At 73.2% G+C, this 16,928-nt stretch carries 10 protein-coding genes and 1 pseudogene; 5 read left to right on the top strand and 6 right to left on the bottom strand.

The annotated features are described in order from the left end of the window. Nucleotides 1–359 precede the first annotated feature (359 nt). Both ACTWP5_RS17355 and ACTWP5_RS17350 read right to left on the bottom strand, forming a co-directional pair. Nucleotides 360–1,277, bottom strand: coding sequence for an alpha/beta hydrolase (locus ACTWP5_RS17355; protein WP_443221881.1), 918 nt, complete (start codon nt 1,275–1,277; stop codon nt 360–362). 63 nt (nt 1,278–1,340) lie between these two features. Beyond that, on the bottom strand, nt 1,341–3,251 hold the full coding sequence (locus ACTWP5_RS17350; protein ID WP_443221880.1) for an ABC transporter ATP-binding protein: 1,911 nt from the start codon (nt 3,249–3,251) through the stop codon (nt 1,341–1,343). A gap of 215 nt (nt 3,252–3,466) precedes the next feature. On the opposite strand from ACTWP5_RS17350, the gene ACTWP5_RS17345 reads away from it, so the two are divergent. Beyond that, nucleotides 3,467–5,041: a phytoene desaturase family protein gene (locus ACTWP5_RS17345; protein ID WP_443221879.1), complete on the top strand. Its 1,575-nt coding sequence runs from the start codon at nt 3,467–3,469 to the stop codon at nt 5,039–5,041. Between the two features lie 309 nt (nt 5,042–5,350). Here ACTWP5_RS17345 and ACTWP5_RS17340 read toward each other — a convergent pair whose 3' ends face one another. Further along, the gene (locus tag ACTWP5_RS17340) at nt 5,351–5,935 is read right to left on the bottom strand and encodes a hypothetical protein (RefSeq protein ID WP_443221878.1); all 585 of its coding nucleotides are present in this window, start codon (nt 5,933–5,935) and stop codon (nt 5,351–5,353) included. Between the two features lie 1,096 nt (nt 5,936–7,031). Here ACTWP5_RS17340 and ACTWP5_RS17335 point away from each other — a divergent pair. The 3 genes from ACTWP5_RS17335 (at nt 7,032) to ACTWP5_RS17325 (ending at nt 12,068) form a co-directional block, all read left to right on the top strand. Then, nucleotides 7,032–9,077 carry an ABC transporter transmembrane domain-containing protein gene (locus ACTWP5_RS17335; protein WP_443221877.1) on the top strand — a complete coding sequence of 682 codons (2,046 nt, stop codon included), beginning with the start codon at nt 7,032–7,034 and terminating at the stop codon, nt 9,075–9,077. Continuing rightward, nucleotides 9,074–10,852, top strand: coding sequence for an ABC transporter ATP-binding protein (locus ACTWP5_RS17330; protein WP_443221876.1), 1,779 nt, complete (start codon nt 9,074–9,076; stop codon nt 10,850–10,852). The genes ACTWP5_RS17335 and ACTWP5_RS17330 overlap by 4 nt, the downstream gene beginning before the upstream one ends. 343 nt (nt 10,853–11,195) lie before the next feature. After that, nucleotides 11,196–12,068, top strand: a complete 873-nt coding sequence (locus tag ACTWP5_RS17325) for a geranyl diphosphate 2-C-methyltransferase (RefSeq protein ID WP_443221875.1) — start codon at nt 11,196–11,198, stop codon at nt 12,066–12,068. 37 nt (nt 12,069–12,105) lie between these two features. Here the strand turns inward: ACTWP5_RS17325 and ACTWP5_RS17320 are convergent, their stop codons facing one another. Next, on the bottom strand, nt 12,106–12,894 hold the full coding sequence (locus ACTWP5_RS17320) for a metal-dependent hydrolase (protein WP_443221874.1): 789 nt from the start codon (nt 12,892–12,894) through the stop codon (nt 12,106–12,108). A gap of 138 nt (nt 12,895–13,032) precedes the next feature. Between ACTWP5_RS17320 and ACTWP5_RS17315 the strand changes: the two genes are divergently transcribed. Then, entirely contained in the window at nt 13,033–15,546 is a 2,514-nt protein-coding gene (locus tag ACTWP5_RS17315; protein ID WP_443221873.1) for a DUF3516 domain-containing protein, read from the top strand. 17 nt (nt 15,547–15,563) lie between these two features. Here the strand turns inward: ACTWP5_RS17315 and ACTWP5_RS17310 are convergent. Together ACTWP5_RS17310 and ACTWP5_RS17305 are read right to left on the bottom strand one after the other, a co-directional pair. After that, a pseudogene (locus tag ACTWP5_RS17310) lies at nt 15,564–16,310 on the bottom strand (DUF6397 family protein); the annotation flags it as partial. 120 nt (nt 16,311–16,430) lie between these two features. Then, the gene (locus ACTWP5_RS17305) at nt 16,431–16,823 is read right to left on the bottom strand and encodes a roadblock/LC7 domain-containing protein (RefSeq protein ID WP_443221872.1); all 393 of its coding nucleotides are present in this window, start codon (nt 16,821–16,823) and stop codon (nt 16,431–16,433) included. Nucleotides 16,824–16,928 lie beyond the last annotated feature (105 nt).

Raw genomic sequence — 16,928 nt, 5'->3', positions numbered from 1 at the left:
GTCCTGTGCGGCATCACGGCGCCGGCGCGCAGCTCGGCGGAAGGCTGGTCGCGTTCGGGGACCGCGTGCGCGGCGGAGAGAGCGGTGGCGGAGCCGGCCGCTGACGCTCAGGCGCACCCGCCACGGGCGACGTTGAGGTCCTGACAGACGGGGAGGCCCGCCGTGACGTCTCGGTCCGGTGGGGACGAGACCGGATCCGCGTGACACACCCGGGCGCCGGAGGCTGCGAGCAGGACCACGTCGACGCCGTGGTGGGCGGCCACGGCGCGCGTCGTGTCCCGGACGCCACGCACTGCCCCCGGTGAGCCGTGAGGCGGTGCGCGACGCGTGGTCCCCGGGGCCGTGCCCGCGACCTCGGCTCAGGCGCCGGCGGGCTTCGCGGACACGCCCTGGCGGCGGTCCGTCGTGGCGGGCGCCGCGACGGCGGCCGGTTCGGTGACGGCCATGAAGTCGAGGACGGCGTCGATGACGGCGGGGTCGGCGATGACGCGTCGGTGCCCCAGTCCCTGGGTGACCAGGAGGTCGGCCTGGTGCTCGTAGGCGGCGGCGATGCGGCGGGCCTGGGAGGGGGCGATGACGTCGTCCGTGTCGTCGTGGACGACCAGCATCGGCAACGTGAGCTGCTCGGGGCGCCGGGTGGTGTCGAGGCGCGACCACAGGTCTGTCTCGCCGGGGAAGGCCCGCTCCAGGCGACGGCGCAGCTCCGTCCTGACGCGGGGGCCGATGGCCAGTTGGGCGCAGAAGCCGTCGAGGACGTGGTCGAAGTCGGCGGGGGCCGCGATGGCGACGAGGCGGTCGGCGATGTCGTGCTGGCGCAGGGTGAAGAAGGCGGCCAGGCCGCCGAGGGAGTGGCCGACCACGGCGGAGAAGCGGCCGTGGCGCTGGTGGAGCCGCCAGGCGAGGTCGCGGTAGTCGAAGGCGGTGCTGGTGGAGCCGCCGGAGCCGCCGTGGCCGGGGGCGTCGAAGGCGACCGGGCTGTGGCCGGCGGCGAGCAGGGCGGTGACGAGGGGAGCGAAGCGGGAGGCGCGGGACTGCCAGCCGTGGAGGATCAGCACCGGGCTTCGCCCGTCACCCCAGGCGAAGGTGTCGACGTCGGCGCCCGCCACGTGGAGCGTGCCGGTGGTCGCCTGCCGCATCAGGGGCTCCTCCGCGGGCCTGAGCCTGCTGCGGCCGACGGGGGTACGGAAGAGGCGGTGGGCCAGGCGCGCCGCGGTCCTGGGGGCGGGACGGGAGAGGCTGGCGAGCGTCGTGCGAGCGAGTCCTGCCGTGAGGTTCATGCCCGGTGGCTCCTCGGTCGGTGATGAGACGCCCGAGATAGTAGCACGATCGTTCGCATAGTTTCATTGGGTGGGCTGGGGCTGCGGCTTCGGCTGGGGCGGGGACTGGGGGGCGGAGGCCGGCCGCTCGGTGCCCGACACCGCCGGGGCCTCGGGCCGCTCCCGCCCCTCACGCTGCTCCCGTTCCTCACGCCGCACCAGGTCCGCGTACCGGCCGCCGAGGGCGAGCAGCTGCTCGTGGGTGCCGCGCTCGGCGATTTCGCCTCCGTCGAGGACGACGATCAGGTCCGCGTCGCGCACGGTGGACAGGCGGTGGGCGATGGTGAGCGTGGTGCGGCCTCGTGAGAGCGAGTCGATCGCGCGCTGCACGGCGTGCTCGGTGCGGGGGTCCAGCGCGCTGGTCGCCTCGTCCAGCACCAGCACGGGCGGATCGCGCAGGATGGCGCGGGCGATGGCCAGCCGCTGCTTCTCGCCGCCCGAGAAGCGGTAGCCCCGCTCCCCCACGATCGTGTCGTAGCCCTCGGGCAGCGACGCGACGTGGTCGTGGATCTGCGCGGCCCGCGCCGCCCGTTCGATCTCGGGCCAGGTGGCGTCGGGCTTGGCGAAGCGGAGGTTGTCGGCGATCGAGGCGTGGAAGAGGTAGGTCTCCTGGGACACCACGCCGACCGCGCGGGCCAGGGCGGCGAAGCTGAGGTCGCGCACGTCGACCCCGTCGAGCGTGACCCGGCCCGTGGTGACGTCGTAGAGCCGGGGCACCAGGTACCCGAGGGTGCTCTTGCCCGCGCCCGTCGCGCCGACGACCGCCAGCGAACCCCCGGCGGGGACCGACAGGTCGATGTCGCGCAGCGTGGGTGGCGCGGCGGGATCGTAGGAGAAGGAGACGCCCTCGAAGCGGATCTCGCCGCGGACGCGCGCCGGCTCCACCGGGTCGGCGCGCTCGGTGATGTCGACCCGCAGGTCGAGGTACTCGAAGATGCGCTGGAAGAGAGCCAGCGACGCCTGGATGTCGACGCCCGTGGAGAGCAGCGAGACCGCGGGCCGCAGCAGCCCCTGCTGGAGGCTCACGAACGCCACGAGCGTGCCGATCGACGGCGGTGTCCCACCCAGCTGGAGCATGGCGCCCGCCGACCAGTACAGCAGCGCGGGGATCGCGGCCATGATCATGCCGATGGTCGACATCCGCCAGCGGCCCGCCATGCTCGCCCGCACCTCCAGGCCCACCAGCTCGCGCGACTCGGCGGCGAAGTCGCGGGTCATCGCCTCGCCACGCCCCATCGTGCGGGAGAGCAGCACGCCGCTCACCGACAGGGACTCGGTGACGATGGCGGCCATGGCGGCCATCTGCCGCTGCCGCTGGGTGGTGATCCGCTTCCGCTCGCGCCCGACCCGCCGCGCGATCCAGACGAAGAACGGCAGCAGCGCCAGCGAGACGAGGGTCAGCCGCCAGTCCAGCGCCAGCATGGCCACGACGGTGGCGACGACGGCCGTGAGGTTGGAGACCAGCGAGGTGGCGGTGGAGGTGACGGTGGCCTGCATCGAGCCGATGTCGTTCGCGATGCGGGACTGCACCTCACCGGTGCGCGTGCGGGTGAAGAACGCCAGCGGCATCCGCTGGAGCTTGGCGTAGACCCCGGTCCGCAGGTCGTGCATGACCTGCTGGCCGACCGTGGTGGAGATCAGCGTCTGGAGCACGCCGAAGACACTGCTGGTCACGGCGGCGGCGATCATGCCGAGGGCGAGCAGGGCGAGCAGGCCGGTGCGTTGCTGCGGCAGCGCGGTGTCGATGATCTCCCGGAGCAGGAACGGCGAGGCGACCGCGACCAGCGAGGAGGCGGCGACGAGCAGACCGACGACGGCGAGTCGGCCACGGTAGGGCCGGAACAGGCGCAGGATGCGGCGGATCTGTGCGGGTGGGAGTGGGGCGGAGGCAGGCGCTGCCTCCCGCTGCGGCCAGGACAGGCTGTCGTGCGGCATGGGCTCCTTCGGACACGCGCGGGCCGGCGGAAGCGCCGGCCGATGGTGACAACCTCCCAGGCTACGGGCGTTGCCGGCGTCCTCGCCTCCCCGTGCGGCGCGGCGTTCTGGCAGCCCGCGCGCGGCGACGGCCGGGGGGCCTGGCGGCTCTCCGGGCGGCCCCGGTCGGCCGGGACACTGGGCGAGGCCGGGTGGGGCGTGGTACCACAGCTGCCATGCCCGCTGCCCTCCCCGCCCGTGACGCGTACGACGTCGTCGTCGTCGGTGGCGGCCACAACGGACTGGTCGCCGCCGCCTACCTCGCCCGAGCCGGCCGCCGCGTGCTGGTGCTGGAACGGCTGGCGCACACGGGCGGGGCCGCCGTCTCCCACGAGGCGTTCCCGGGCGTGCCGGCCCGCCTGTCCCGCTACGCCTACCTCGTCAGCCTGCTGCCGCGCCGCGTCGCGACGGACCTCGGACTGCGGCTGACGCTGCGCCGCCGGCCGTTCTCCTCCTACACGCCCACGGTGCGCGAGGGCCGGGCCATGGGACTGCTGGTCGCTGGCGACACCCCACGGGGTGAGGACAGGACCCGCGCGTCGTTCGCGCGCCTCACCGGCTCCGAGCGGGAGTACGCGGCCTGGCGGCGCTTCCACGCCATGACCCGGCGGGTGGCCGAGGCCGTCTTCCCCACGCTCACCGAGCCGCTGCCCACGCGCGAGGAGCTGCGGCGACGGGTGGCGGACGACGCCGCCTGGGAGGCACTGTTCGAACGGCCGCTGGGCGAGGTGGTCGAGGACACCTTCGACGACGACCTGGTGCGCGGGGTGGTGCTCACCGACGCGCTCATCGGCACCTTCGCCGACGCGCACGACCCGACGCTGCGCCAGAACCGCTGCTTCCTCTACCACGTCATCGGCGGCGGCACGGGCGACTGGGACGTGCCGGTGGGCGGCATGGGCGCGGTGACGGACGCGCTGGCACAGGCGGCGCGGACGGCGGGCGCGGAGCTCGTCACCAGCCACGAGGTGACGGCGATCGCCACGGACGGACGGGCGGCCGAGGTCAGCTTCCGCTCCGGGGACACGGAGGGCACCGTCGGCGCCGCGTGGGTGCTCGGCAGCCTCGCCCCGAGGGAGCTGGCGCGACTGCTGGGCGACACCCCGCCGCCCCCGACCGACGGCGCGCAGTTCAAGGTGAACATGCTGCTGCGGCGCCTGCCCCGGCTGCGCGCGGACGACGCGGAGGCGAGCGAGGCGTTCGCCGGGACCTTCCACGTCGCCGAGGGGTACGAGCAGCTGGCGGCGGTCCACCGGGACGCGGCCGCCGGGCGGCTGCCGGCGAAGCCGCCGTGCGAGCTGTACTGCCACTCGCTGACCGACCCGTCGATCCTCTCCCCCGACCTGGTCGCTCGCGGCTACCAGACGCTGACCGTCTTCGGGCTGCACACCCCCGCCGCGCTGTTCACGCGGGACAACGACGGCGCACGGGAGCGTCTCCTGGCCGCCACGCTCGCGGCGGTGGAGGAACACCTGGCCGAGCCGCTCGCCGACTGCCTGGCCCGCGACGGGGAGGGGCGGCCGTGCGTGGAGGCCAGGACTCCGCTGGACCTGGAACGCGAGCTGCGGCTGCCGGGCGGCAACATCTTCCACCAGGACCTGGCGTTCCCCCACGCGGCGGAGGGCACGGGGAGGTGGGGAGTGGAGACCGGGCACGCCAACGTGCTGCTGTGCGGGGCGGGTGCCGTGCGGGGCGGCGGTGTCAGCGGCGTCGGCGGGCACAACGCCGCGATGGCGGTCCTCAGCCGCTGAGCACCAGGTGAGGCGGGGCCGGGCGGCGGGACCCGGCGGCGGGACGGAGCGGCGCGGCCGGCGGCACGCCCACGGTCCGCACGCGGGCCGTCCGTAGGCCGTCCCGCGGGCCGGCGGGCCATGGACCCGCCCGTGGGCCGGCGTACCCGCACAACGGGCCACGCGCCGACCGGGTCGGTGCCGCGGTCGGGGCCACGTCCCTTCAACGTGCCCCTGACCACGGTCGACGCCGGCCGACGCGTGTCGGGTGGTAAGCGGGTGCGCGGGGAGGCCATCGCCCACTCCCCACGCACCCGCGGTCTGTGACCGCTAGTGCAACCAGCGGTGGCGGTTCACCAGCGGCAGCCTCTCCCAGACGCGGCCGAGCCCCCAGACCCGACCGGCCGAGCAGACGGCCACCACGACCATGACGGCCGCGTAGATGACGTGGTTGTCCACGAGCGGATTGGTGGACATGCTCGGCGATCCGTCGGACAGGTGACGGGCCGGCGGGAACTCACCCAGCCACAGCGACAGCATCATGAGACAGCCGCCCACGGCGGTGAGCCGTAACGCGATGCCCGTGACCAGCGCGAAGCCGAGGCCGAACATGCCGGCCATGTACACGAGGTCCACCCAGGCCTCGCCGGCCCAGTCGTGGTAGGTGGACTCCATGGGGCCGACGGAGACGCTCCCGAGGTAGCCCTCGGCAGGTGAGGCACCCTCCAGCCAGGAGTTCTCCGAACTGGTGGAGTACCCCAGGCCGAAGGCCTTGTCCAGGAACGCCCACAGGAAGATCGAACCGGTGGCGATGCGCAGCACGGCGAGGGCACGCGCCGCGCCGAGCGACGTCGCCGGCGCGCGCGGTTCGGTGGACCGCCGGGTGGCGACGGGCACCGTGGTGGAGGTTGACATGGTGTTCAGGCCCTTCTCGATCCTTGGCCACGAACCCGATGGCCGTGACTGGTGTCGGGTACGAGAACCGCCGTCGGGTGGTGACTGCCTCGACGCCCCGGGGGGCGGGTTAGCAGTCCGATTTGGGAGCGCTCCCACCCGACGGCGGCACACCACATGCTGCGCAACTGTCATGCCTACGTCAATGACTTCGTCAGTTCCAGTTTCAAACAAAAATCCGCCAACGACGCCACACCCGCCCCGGATGGCTCCAGAAGGTGTCGACAAGCAGCCATCCGGGGCAGGTTCCGCGTCGGCAGACGTCGTCCCGGACGTCAGCCGATGCGGTGGCACGCGCGTGACCCACCGGACACCCCCGTTGACCGGGGGCCCGGAGCGGCTGGACTCCGGTGGGACGCGCGGGGAGAGTCGGGGCGCGGCGGAGGCGGCGTGGTGTCGGCGAGCGGTGGTGGCGACCACTCGCCGACTCACAGCCCCTCGCCCCGACTTCGACGATTGAACGCACTCCGACGGTTCGCTTCCCTCAACCGCGTCCGCAGCAGCGGGCGACGGTCCCCGCCGTCCTCGCTGTCGACCTCGCGGCGTTCGACGACCGGCTGTTCGTCGGCTTCGGACGACCCGTCGACGACCGGCGCCCGGACGGCGAACCAAGGGAAGGGGAGGTGGCACGCGACGGGATTGCCTTGGGGGGGTGGCATGGTTGCGGCCCTTCTCGTTCTTGGATCTCCTTACGAGAACCACCGCCGAGCGTGAGCGCAGTGCGGCTCTGTGGAACTGTGTGGGAGCGCTCCCACCCAACGGATGCCTTCATAGTGCGGGCAGGTAACGGCCGGGTCAACACCTCGTGCGTTCCTTTTTCAAACAGACAACGCGCCCTCGCCCGCGAACCGTTGGGAACCCGTGCACGGGGTGAAGCCTCCCGCCCTCCCAGGCCCGTCCCCGGGGCTCCACGGGCGCCCCGCGGATTCGGGGCGTGAAGCCGCCACCGCAGCTCGCGGGTCGGAACACGCGCCGGGAAAACCGGTTGAAATTCGGCACCACGGGCTTGGACCCTTGGCAGGTTGACCAGGTAGGACCGAGCTGACGCTGGGATGTCATGCAGATTCGCGATCTTCCGTACGCCGACCCCGGAGAGCCGGACGTACGGTCCGGCTTCCGGTTCCTCGTCTGGATCTTCCGCCGCCAGCTGGGCGGCCAGGCCAGGTCCATGGCCTGGGGGATTCTCCACGTGGCCTGCGTCGGCACGCTGCCGGTGATCCTGGGGCTCGCCGTCGACGCCGTCGTGGACGGCTCGGGGCGGGACCTCGCGGCCACCGCACTCCTGATGCTCGTGGTGACCCTGCTGATGGCCTTCGCCGACGCCATGCTGCACCGGGCCGCGGTCACCAACTGGATCACGGCGGCGGCGCGCGTGCAGCAGCTGCTCGCCCGGCGCACGGCCGCGTTGGGTGGCGTGCTGACCCGGCGGGTGGCGGCCGGTGAGGTGGTGAAGGTCTCCACGGGTGACGTGGAGAAGATCGGCTGGTTCGTCGAGTCGTTCTCCCGGTTCGCGGCCTGCGTCGTCGTCTCCTTCGGGGTCTGCGTGGGGCTGGTCGTCTACGAGCCCCGGCTCGGGCTGATCGTGGTCTGCGGCGTGGTGGCCGTCGTGGGCAGCGTCTTCCCCCTGCTGCCGGCGGCGACCCGGCGGGCCGACCGGGAGCGGGCGAAGTCCGGGCGGGCCACCGAGCTGGCCTCGGACACCGTCGCCGGCCTGCGGGTGCTGCGCGGCATCGGCGGCGAGGAGCTGTTCCTGGAGCGGTACCGGCGGGCCTCCCAGGAGGTCAGGGCGGCCTCCGTGCACAGCGCCCGCATGTGGTCGCTGATCGACGCCGTGCAGGTGGTGATGCCGGGTCTGCTGCTGCTGGTCGTGGTCTGGCAGGGCGCGACGCTCGCGCGTGACGGGCGGCTGTCCCCCGGCGAGCTGGTCACGGTCTACGGGGCGGTGATGTTCCTGATGTTCCCGCTGCGGATCTTCCAGGAGGTGGCGATGGCGTTCACCTTCTCCCGGCCCTCGGCCAAGCGCGCCGTGCGGGTTCTCGGGCTGCGGCGGGAGGAGAGCCCGGCGGGCGGCGAGGGCGCCGCGGACCGGCGGGACCGGCCCGCGACGGGTGAGGGCGTCCCCGATGGCGCAGCCTCCCGGGCAGCGCTCGCGAACGGGCACCTCGCGGGCCCGACGGCCGATCGCGCGGCGCCGCTCACCGGCGAGCTGTGGGACCCCGTCAGCGGTCTGCGGGTGGCCGCGGGCGAGCTGACGGCCGTCGTCTGCGGGGACCCGGACGCGGCCGAGCGGCTCGCCGAGCGGCTCGGCGGGCATCCGGCGCGCGGCGGTGGCGGGCCGTCGGTGCGGCTCGGCGGCGTGGCGTTGGACGCGGTGCCGCTGGCGGACGCCCGCACGGCCGTGCTGGTCCAGGACAAGGACCCGGTGCTGTTGTCGGGGACGCTCGGCGAACTGCTGGCGGTCCCGGCCTCCGGGCGCGTCTCGGCGGACGACGCGCTGCGGACGGCGCAGTGCGTCGACGTCCTACAGGCTCTGGCCCAGGCCGCCCCGGGCGAGGGGGGCGATCCGATGCGCACGCGCATCACCGAGCGGGGTCGTTCCCTCTCGGGTGGCCAGCGCCAGCGGTTGGCGCTGGCACGCTCGCTGATCACCGATCCCGAGGTGCTGGTGCTCGACGAGCCGACCTCGGCGGTCGACTCGCACACCGAGGCGCGGGTCGCCGACGGCATCCGTGAGCTGCGGGAGGGGCGCACCACGGTCGTGTTCACCTCCAGCCCGCTGCTGCTGGACCGGGCGCAGCGGGTGGTGTGGGTGCGCGACGGCCGGGTTGCCGCAGCGGGCACGCATCGGGAGCTGCTGCACGGCGAGCCCGGGTACCGGGCGATCGTGACGCGGGATCCGGCGGCGGAGGCGTCGGAGTCGGAGGAGGCGGACGAGTCGGAGGCGGACGGGACGTCGGCCGAGGGGCCACCGTCGGACGGCACGTCGGACGACGGGAGGTCGACCGACGGGACGTTGTCCGACACGTCCCTGGCGGACGGGTCGGAGTCCGGCGGGCTCGGCGATGCGCGCCAGCCCACCCACTACGCGGAGGAGACGGCATGATCGGCGTGAAGCCGCCGGAGTTCGACCCGGCGGGCGGCGAGCACACGACGCGGCTGCCGGTGGCCGGCCCGGCGACGGTGCGCGCGTACGTGGCGCAGCTGCTGCGCCGTCATCGTCGGGCCTTCGCGGCGCTGCTGGCGGCCAACGCCGTCGCCGTCGTGGCGTCCATGGTCGGCCCGTACCTGCTCGGGCAGGTGATCGAGGCGCTGACGGACGGCCGGGAGCTGCATCTGGGCCGCACGGTGGCGATCTTCGCGGTGGCGCTGGCGGTGCAGGCGTTCTTCGTGCGCCTGGCGGTGCTGCGTGGCGCGATGCTGGGCGAGCGGATGCTCGCCGACCTGCGGGAGGACTTCCTGGTGCGCTCGGTGGGGCTGCCGCCGGGGGTGCTGGAGCGGGCCGGGACGGGTGACCTGCTGGCCCGGATCAACACCGACATCGACCGGCTGGCGCAGGCGATGCGGGAGGCGGTGCCGCAGCTGACGATCGCGGTCGTGTGGGCCGGTCTGCTGCTGGGCGGCATCGTCGTGACGGCGCCGCCGCTGGGCGTGGGCGTGCTGCTCGCGTTGCCGGTGCTGCTGTCGGTCTGTGTGTGGTACTTCCGCAGGGCGCCGGCCGGATACCGCTCGGAGGCGGCGGGGTACGCGGCCGTGGCGGCGGTCCTGGCGGAGACGGTGGACGCGGGCCGGACGATCGAGGCCCACCGGCTGGAGGGGCAGCGGGTGGCGCTGTCGGACCAGCGGGTCAGGCAGTGGACGCGCTGGGAGGAGTACACGCTGTGGCTGCGGTCGGTCCTGATTCCGACCGTCAACGTGTACCACTCGATGATCGTCGGCGGCGTGCTGTTGCTGGGCGGCTGGTTCGTGCTGGAGGGCTGGGTCAGCGTGGGAGAGCTGACCACCGGGGCGCTGCTGGCGCAGATGATGGTCGAGCCGGTGGGGATGATCCTGCGGTGGTTCGACGAACTCCAGGTCGCGCAGGTGTCGCTGGCGCGTCTGGTGGGGGTGCGGGAGATCGAGGACGAGACCGGCGACGAGGACGCCACACCACGCGGGCGTGAGCTGAGCGCCCGACAGGTGCGGTTCGGGTACGTGGCCGACACCGACGTGCTGCACGGGGTGTCGCTGGCGGTGCCGCCGGGGACGCGGGTGGCGTTGGTGGGTCCCTCGGGCGCGGGGAAGTCGACCCTGGGCCGCCTGCTGGCCGGCATCTACGCGCCGCGGCGCGGCGAGGTCACGCTCGGCGGGGCCCGGTTGGCGGGCATGCCGGCCGAGCGGGTGCGGCAGCAGGTGGCGCTCGTCAACCAGGAGCACCACGTGTTCGTCGGTCCGCTGCGCGACAACCTGCTGCTGGCGCGGCAGGACGCCGAGGACGCCGAGCTGTGGGCGGCGTTGGGCGCGGTGGACGCCGACGGCTGGGTGCGGTCGCTGCCCGACGGACTCGACACCGAGGTCGGCTCCGGCGGGGTGAGCGTCACTCCGGCCCAGGCGCAGCAGATCGCGCTGGCGCGGCTGGTGCTGGCCGACCCCCACACGCTCGTGCTCGACGAGGCCACGTCCCTGCTGGACCCGCGGGCGGCCCGTCACCTGGAGCGCTCCCTGGCGAGGGTCCTGGACGGCCGCACGGTGATCGCGATCGCGCACCGGCTGCACACCGCACACGACGCGGACGTGATCGCGGTGGTCGAGGACGGGCGGATCAGCGAGTTGGGCAGCCACGACGAGTTGGTGGCGGCGCAGGGCGCGTACGCGGCGCTGTGGAGGTCCTGGCACAGCTGAACGCGCGGCGCGGCCGAGCGGGGGCACGCGCCTGACGGGGGCGGGCGTGCCTCGGGCGTCCGGCCACGTGCACCCCGCCGCGTGGGCTTCTGCCGTCCGGGGGAACGGCGCCTCGCACGCGGCGCGGCGCCGGGGGCCGCGGGGCGTCTGTCCTACCGTTGCCGAGCCGAGGCCGGTGCCCGTTGTCCCGTCCTCCCGCTGTCCGGCTGTTCTCGCCGCCCCCACCCGACGGCCGGAGGGAGGTGGACGGTCTCCGCCCCGGCGCGTGCGTCGTCGGAGACTGTCGCGGTCCGCCTCGCCGACGGCTGACCCCGTGGCCTCGTCACGACAAGGAGTCCCGGCCGTGTCCGTCACCCCGAGCGAGAAGGCAGCCGCGGACAGCGTGCTGCGCACCCAGTACCAGAAGTCCGTCGCCGCCTACTGGAACACCCACCAGCACGATCCGCTGAGCCTCCGGCTCGGGGAGGCGGACGGCCTCTACCACCACCACTGCGGCCTCGGCGCCTACGACCCGGCCGTCCTGAAGGGTCCGAGGAACACCCGGGACCAGCGCGTCCTCGAGGAACTGCACCGGCTGGAGTCCGCCCAGGCCGACGTCCTCCTCGACCACCTCGGCCCGATCCGCTCCCGCCACCGCGTGCTCGACGCCGGCTCCGGCCGTGGCGGCACCGCGCTGATGGCGCACGCGCGGTTCGGCTGCGAGGTGGAGGGGGTGAGCATCTCGGAGTACGAGGTCGCCTTCGCCACCGACCGGGCCACGCGGCGCGGCGTGGCCGACCGGGTGCGCTTCCACTTCAGGAACATGCTGGACTCGGGATTCACCACGGGTTCGATGCGGAGCGTCTGGACGAACGAGTCGACGATGTACGTCGAGCTGCCCGAGCTGTACGCCGAGGTCTCCCGGCTCCTGGGCCACGGCGGCCGGTACGTCTGCGTCACGGGCTGCTCCAACGACGCCGCCGGCCTGCGCTCCCGCGCGGTCAGCCGGATCGACGAGCACTACGTGTGCAACATCCATCCCCGTAGCGCGTACTTCAGGGCCATGGCGGCTCACCACCTCGTTCCACTCGCCGTCGTCGACCTGACCGCCGCGGCGCTTCCCTACTGGGAGCTGCGGGCCCGCTCCAGCGTCGCGACGGGCATCGAGGAGGCCTTCCTGGAGGCGTACCGGGAGGGCAGCTTCCACTACCTGCTCATCGCGGCCGACCGGATCTGATCCGGGAGCCGGCCACGGTCGTCACGGTCCCCGTGGCTCAGGCCGTCAGCACGACCGCGCCGACACCACTCGCCGCGCCGATGACGACGAAGGCGGGCATCAGGACCCGGTACTCCACCCAGGCACCGGCGCGGAAGCGCATGAAGCGGGGGGTGCCGAGGGGATACCACCGCTTGCCGGCTATGGGCAGCGGCCAGAGCATGGGGCAGCCGGAGATCGTGAGGGCGTCGCCCAGGGTGTGCACGATGGCGCCCACGACGATGGGGATGCCGATCCACAGGTACGGCTCGTCCTCGAAGAGCCAGGCCGCGCCGTTGCCCGGCTCGTCCAGCACCGCCGCCAGCAGCCAGGCGCTGGTCGCGCCCAGCAGCCACACGAGCACGTCGCTGGAGACCCGCGCCATCCGCCACAGCAGGCCCTCCACGGCGAGCACGACGTGGATGAAGAGGATCACCAGGACCGCCCAGCGGCCCCACGTGACGGCGGCGAAGGAGAATCCGGCGCCGACGAGCACCGCCCATATCCACGTGTGGGTGAGGGTGCGGTGGCCGCCGCTGCGGCGCCGCTCCCCCTTCGCGCGGGTGGCGTTGTAGACGGCGGCGGATATCTTCCCCAGGACGATGGCCAGCAGGCGCGAGGCGGGTCCGAAGGCCCGGGAGATCGTGGCCGAGGGCTGGTCGAGGTCGGGGGCGAGGGCCGCGCCGGCACAGATCATGGCGCCGACCACCAGCACGGGCCACGGCATCGGGTGGTCCGCGTAGGCGGCGGCCGCGCCCACCCCCAGCCATACTGCCGCTCCTGACAGTGAGTGCGCCGGTCCCATCATGGCCGCGCCCGCCCCCGTTCGAGTGGTGAGTGGTGGTGTCCGTCGGACGTGTGGTGTCGGCGGGACAGCGTAGTACCGCGCGATCTTGGCGCGGCGGCCGGTTCCCGACCGACGGGCGGGTACAGGCAGTATGGGGGCGTGACCCTTATCGATCAGATGCCGGCCGACAGTGACCCCGACGCCCTCTTCGACGCTTTCTCGACGTGGGCGACCGAGCAGGGGATCTCCCTGTATCCGGCGCAGGAGGAGGCGCTGATCGAGGTGGTCTCGGGGTCGAACGTCATCCTGTCGACCCCGACGGGCTCCGGCAAGTCCCTGGTGGCGGCCGGTGCGCACTTCGCGGCGCTGGCGCGTGATCAGGTGACCTTCTACACCGCCCCCATCAAGGCACTGGTGTCGGAGAAGTTCTTCGACCTGTGCAAGCTGTTCGGCACCGAGAACGTCGGGATGCTGACCGGTGACGCCTCGGTCAACGCCGACGCGCCGGTGATCTGCTGCACGGCCGAGGTGCTGGCCTCGATCGCGCTGCGCGACGGGGCGGCGGCCGACGTCGGCCAGGTGGTGATGGACGAGTTTCACTTCTACGCCGAGCCGGACCGGGGCTGGGCCTGGCAGATCCCGCTGCTGGAGCTGCCCCAGGCGCAGTTCGTCCTGATGTCGGCGACGCTCGGGGACGTGGCGCGGTTCGAGGAGGACCTGACGCGCCGCACCGGGCGTCCGACGGCGGTGGTCCGCTCGGCGACACGGCCGGTGCCGCTGAGCTACGAGTACCGGACGACGACGCTGACGGAGACGATCACCGAGCTGCTGGAGACGCGTCAGTCCCCGGTGTACATCGTGCACTTCACGCAGGCCCAGGCGATGGAGCGCGCGCAGGCGCTGACGAGCATCAACATGGCGACGCGGGCCGAGAAGGACGAGATCGCCGCGCTGATCGGCAGCTTCCGCTTCACGACGAGGTTCGGACGCAACCTCTCGCGCTACGTCCGGCACGGCATCGGGGTGCACCACGCGGGCATGCTGCCGAAGTACCGGCGACTGGTGGAGCGGCTGGCGCAGGCCGGGCTGCTGAAGGTGATCTGCGGCACCGACACCCTCGGGGTGGGCGTCAACGTCCCGATCCGGACGGTGCTGTTCACGGCGCTCACCAAGTACGACGGGAGCCGGGTGCGGGTGCTGCGGGCCAGGGAGTTCCACCAGATCGCGGGGCGGGCCGGGCGGGCCGGCTTCGACACCTCGGGCTTCGTGGTGGCGCAGGCCCCCGATCACGTGGTGGAGAACGAGAAGGCGCTCGCCAAGGCGGGGGACGATCCGAAGAAGCGCCGCAAGGTGGTGCGGAAGAAGGCCCCCGAGGGGTTCGTCAACTGGAGCGAGGACACCTTCCAGCGGCTGATCGCCGCCGAGCCGGAGCCGTTGACCTCGCGGTTCAGGGTGACCCACGCGATGCTGCTGTCGGTGATCGCCCGGCCGGGAGACGCGTTCGTGGCGATGCGCCGGCTGCTGGAGGACAACCACGAGCCGCGCCGGCAGCAGCTGCGGCACATCCGGCGGGCGATCGCGATCTACCGCTCGCTGGTGGACGGCGGCATCGTGGAGCGTTTGGACAGCCCCGACCCGCAGGGCCGCATCGTGCGGCTCACGGTGGACCTCCAGGCAGACTTCGCGCTGAACCAGCCGCTGTCGACGTTCGCGCTGGCCGCGTTCGAGCTGCTGGACCCGCAGTCGCCCTCCTACGCGCTGGACATGGTGTCGGTCGTGGAGTCGACGCTGGACGATCCCCGGCAGATCCTGGCCGCACAGCAGAGCAAGGCGCGCGCCGAGGCCGTCGCGGCCATGAAGGCGGACGGGGTGGAGTACGAGGAGCGGATGGAGCGGCTGATGGACGTGGGGTACCCGCGCCCGCTGGAGGAGCTGCTCTTCCACGCCTACGGGGTCTACCGCAGGAGTCATCCGTGGGTGGGTGATCATCCGTTGTCTCCGAAGTCGGTCGTGCGGGACATGTACGAGCGGGCGATGACGTTCTCCGAGTTCGTCGCGCACTACGAGCTGGCGCGGACGGAGGGGATCGTGCTGCGGTACCTCGCCAGCGCCTACAAGGCGTTGGAGCACACCGTGCCGGAGGACCTGAAGTCCGAGGACCTGCAGGACATCACCGCGTGGCTGGGCGAGATGGTCCGCCAGGTGGACTCCAGCCTGCTGGACGAGTGGGAGCAGCTGGCCAACCCCGAGGCCGAGGACCCCGACGAGGCCAGGGACCGGGCCGACCAGGTGGCGCCGGTGACGGCCAACCCGCGGGCGTTCCGGGTGTTGGTGCGCAACGCGATGTTCCGCCGGGTGGAGTTGGCGGCGCTCGGCGACGTCGAGGAGCTGGGCAGGCTCGACGGCGAGGCCGGCTGGGACGCGGACGCGTGGGAGCAGGCGTTGGCGGGCTACTGGGAGGAGTACGAGGAGATCGGCACGGGCCCGGACGCGCGAGGGCCGCGGCTGCTGCGGATCGAGGAGCGACCGGAGGACGGTCTGTGGCGGGTGCGGCAGACCTTCGACGACCCGGAGGATGACCACGACTGGGGCGTCGCGGCCGAGGTGGACCTGACGGCGTCGGCGGCGGAGGGCCTCGCCGTCGTGAAGGTGACCGACGTCGGCCCCCTGTGAGGGGCGGCCGCGGCCGGCCGGGCGCGTGCCACGGCCAGCGTCCGGCGCAACGCGGTGCCGTACCAGCGGATCTCCTCCGGCTCGCTCGCCGTCAGGAGGCCGAGGGCCGCGCCGTGGGCCGTGTCGTCGGGCAGGGGCGGGCGCAGGCGTCGCAGCAGGGTGCGTTCGTGGGGGTCGGGCACGGCGGCGGCGAGGTCGGGCGGTGGGAGGACGGCGGCGAGTGCCGCCGCCGCCTCCCAGGAGTTCCTCGCGTGCCGGGTGAACAGGCTCGTGTGGCGGCCGCGCCATCGGCGGGGCCGGTGGTCGGCCCCGGTGCGCAGGAGCAGGCGCAGCTCCCGGGGAGGCGGGCCGCTCAGCCACTCGGGGCGCCACCGCAGGAGGAGCGCCAGCTCGGCGGCGGAGTAACGCCACGCGGGCTCGCTCCCTCTTCCCTCGCCGAGCGTGACGGGCGCCAGGCAGCCGCCGCGCGCGAGGCGACGGAAACGGGCCGGGCTGACGCGCAGCAGCGCCGCGCCCTGGGCGGCGTCGACCAGCCGGACGCGGGCGCGCAGTGAGGGACGGAAGCCTCGGACGGCGCTCAGCCGGTCCAGTTCGGTGCGCGGCACCCGGCGCCGCCAGGGGATCTCCGTGGGAACGGTGCGGAGGTGGCCGAGCCGCACGGCGAGGTCGATCTCCCGCCGTGTCAGGCCGAGAGCCTGGGCCGCCTCACGGCTGGTGACCGTCTGCTGGGGGACGGGGGTGACGAGGGCTGGGGCGAACGACATGACACACTCCTCGCGGCGACATGACTACCGTGCGTCATTATTCTAGCCACGAAAAGTCACGCTAAGCAACTCTGAGTCACCGACAGTTCGGAGGGCGGCCGAGAGGCCACACCCGGCGGATCAGTGCGGGTCGCGCGCCGCCAGCCCCATATGCTCGCCCACCTTGTTCACCAGGAGGGTCATCTCGTACCCGACCTGACCGATGTCGGCGTCGGCGCCGGTGAGTACGCACAGGCAACTGCCGTCGCCGGCCGCCGTCACGAACAGCACGCCGTCCTCGAACTCGATCATCGTCTGCCGAACGTCACCGCACTGGAAGTGCTCGCCAACGCCGTTGGCGAGACTGTGCAGGCCGGACGCGACGGCGGCGAGGTGCTCGGCGCTGCTGCGCCGCAGCCCACGGCTGATCGCGGTGACCAACCCGTCGCTGGACAGCAGCAGGACGTGCCGCACCCGGGACACTCGCTGCGCCAGGTCGTCCAGCAGCCAGTCGAGCGTGGTGCCCAGTGCCATCCCCAGCTCCCCCTTCTCGTAAGGCGACTGCTGAGTCAGCCTTCCCCAGTAACGGGCTGTCGGCAACCATTTCCGCAGCACCGCTATCCGGAAGCGACCGTACCG

Source organism: Streptomyces sp. 4N509B (assembly GCF_052245655.1).
Taxonomy (GTDB): domain Bacteria; phylum Actinomycetota; class Actinomycetes; order Streptomycetales; family Streptomycetaceae; genus Streptomyces.
This window is presented reverse-complemented; position numbering and strand designations above follow the sequence as displayed.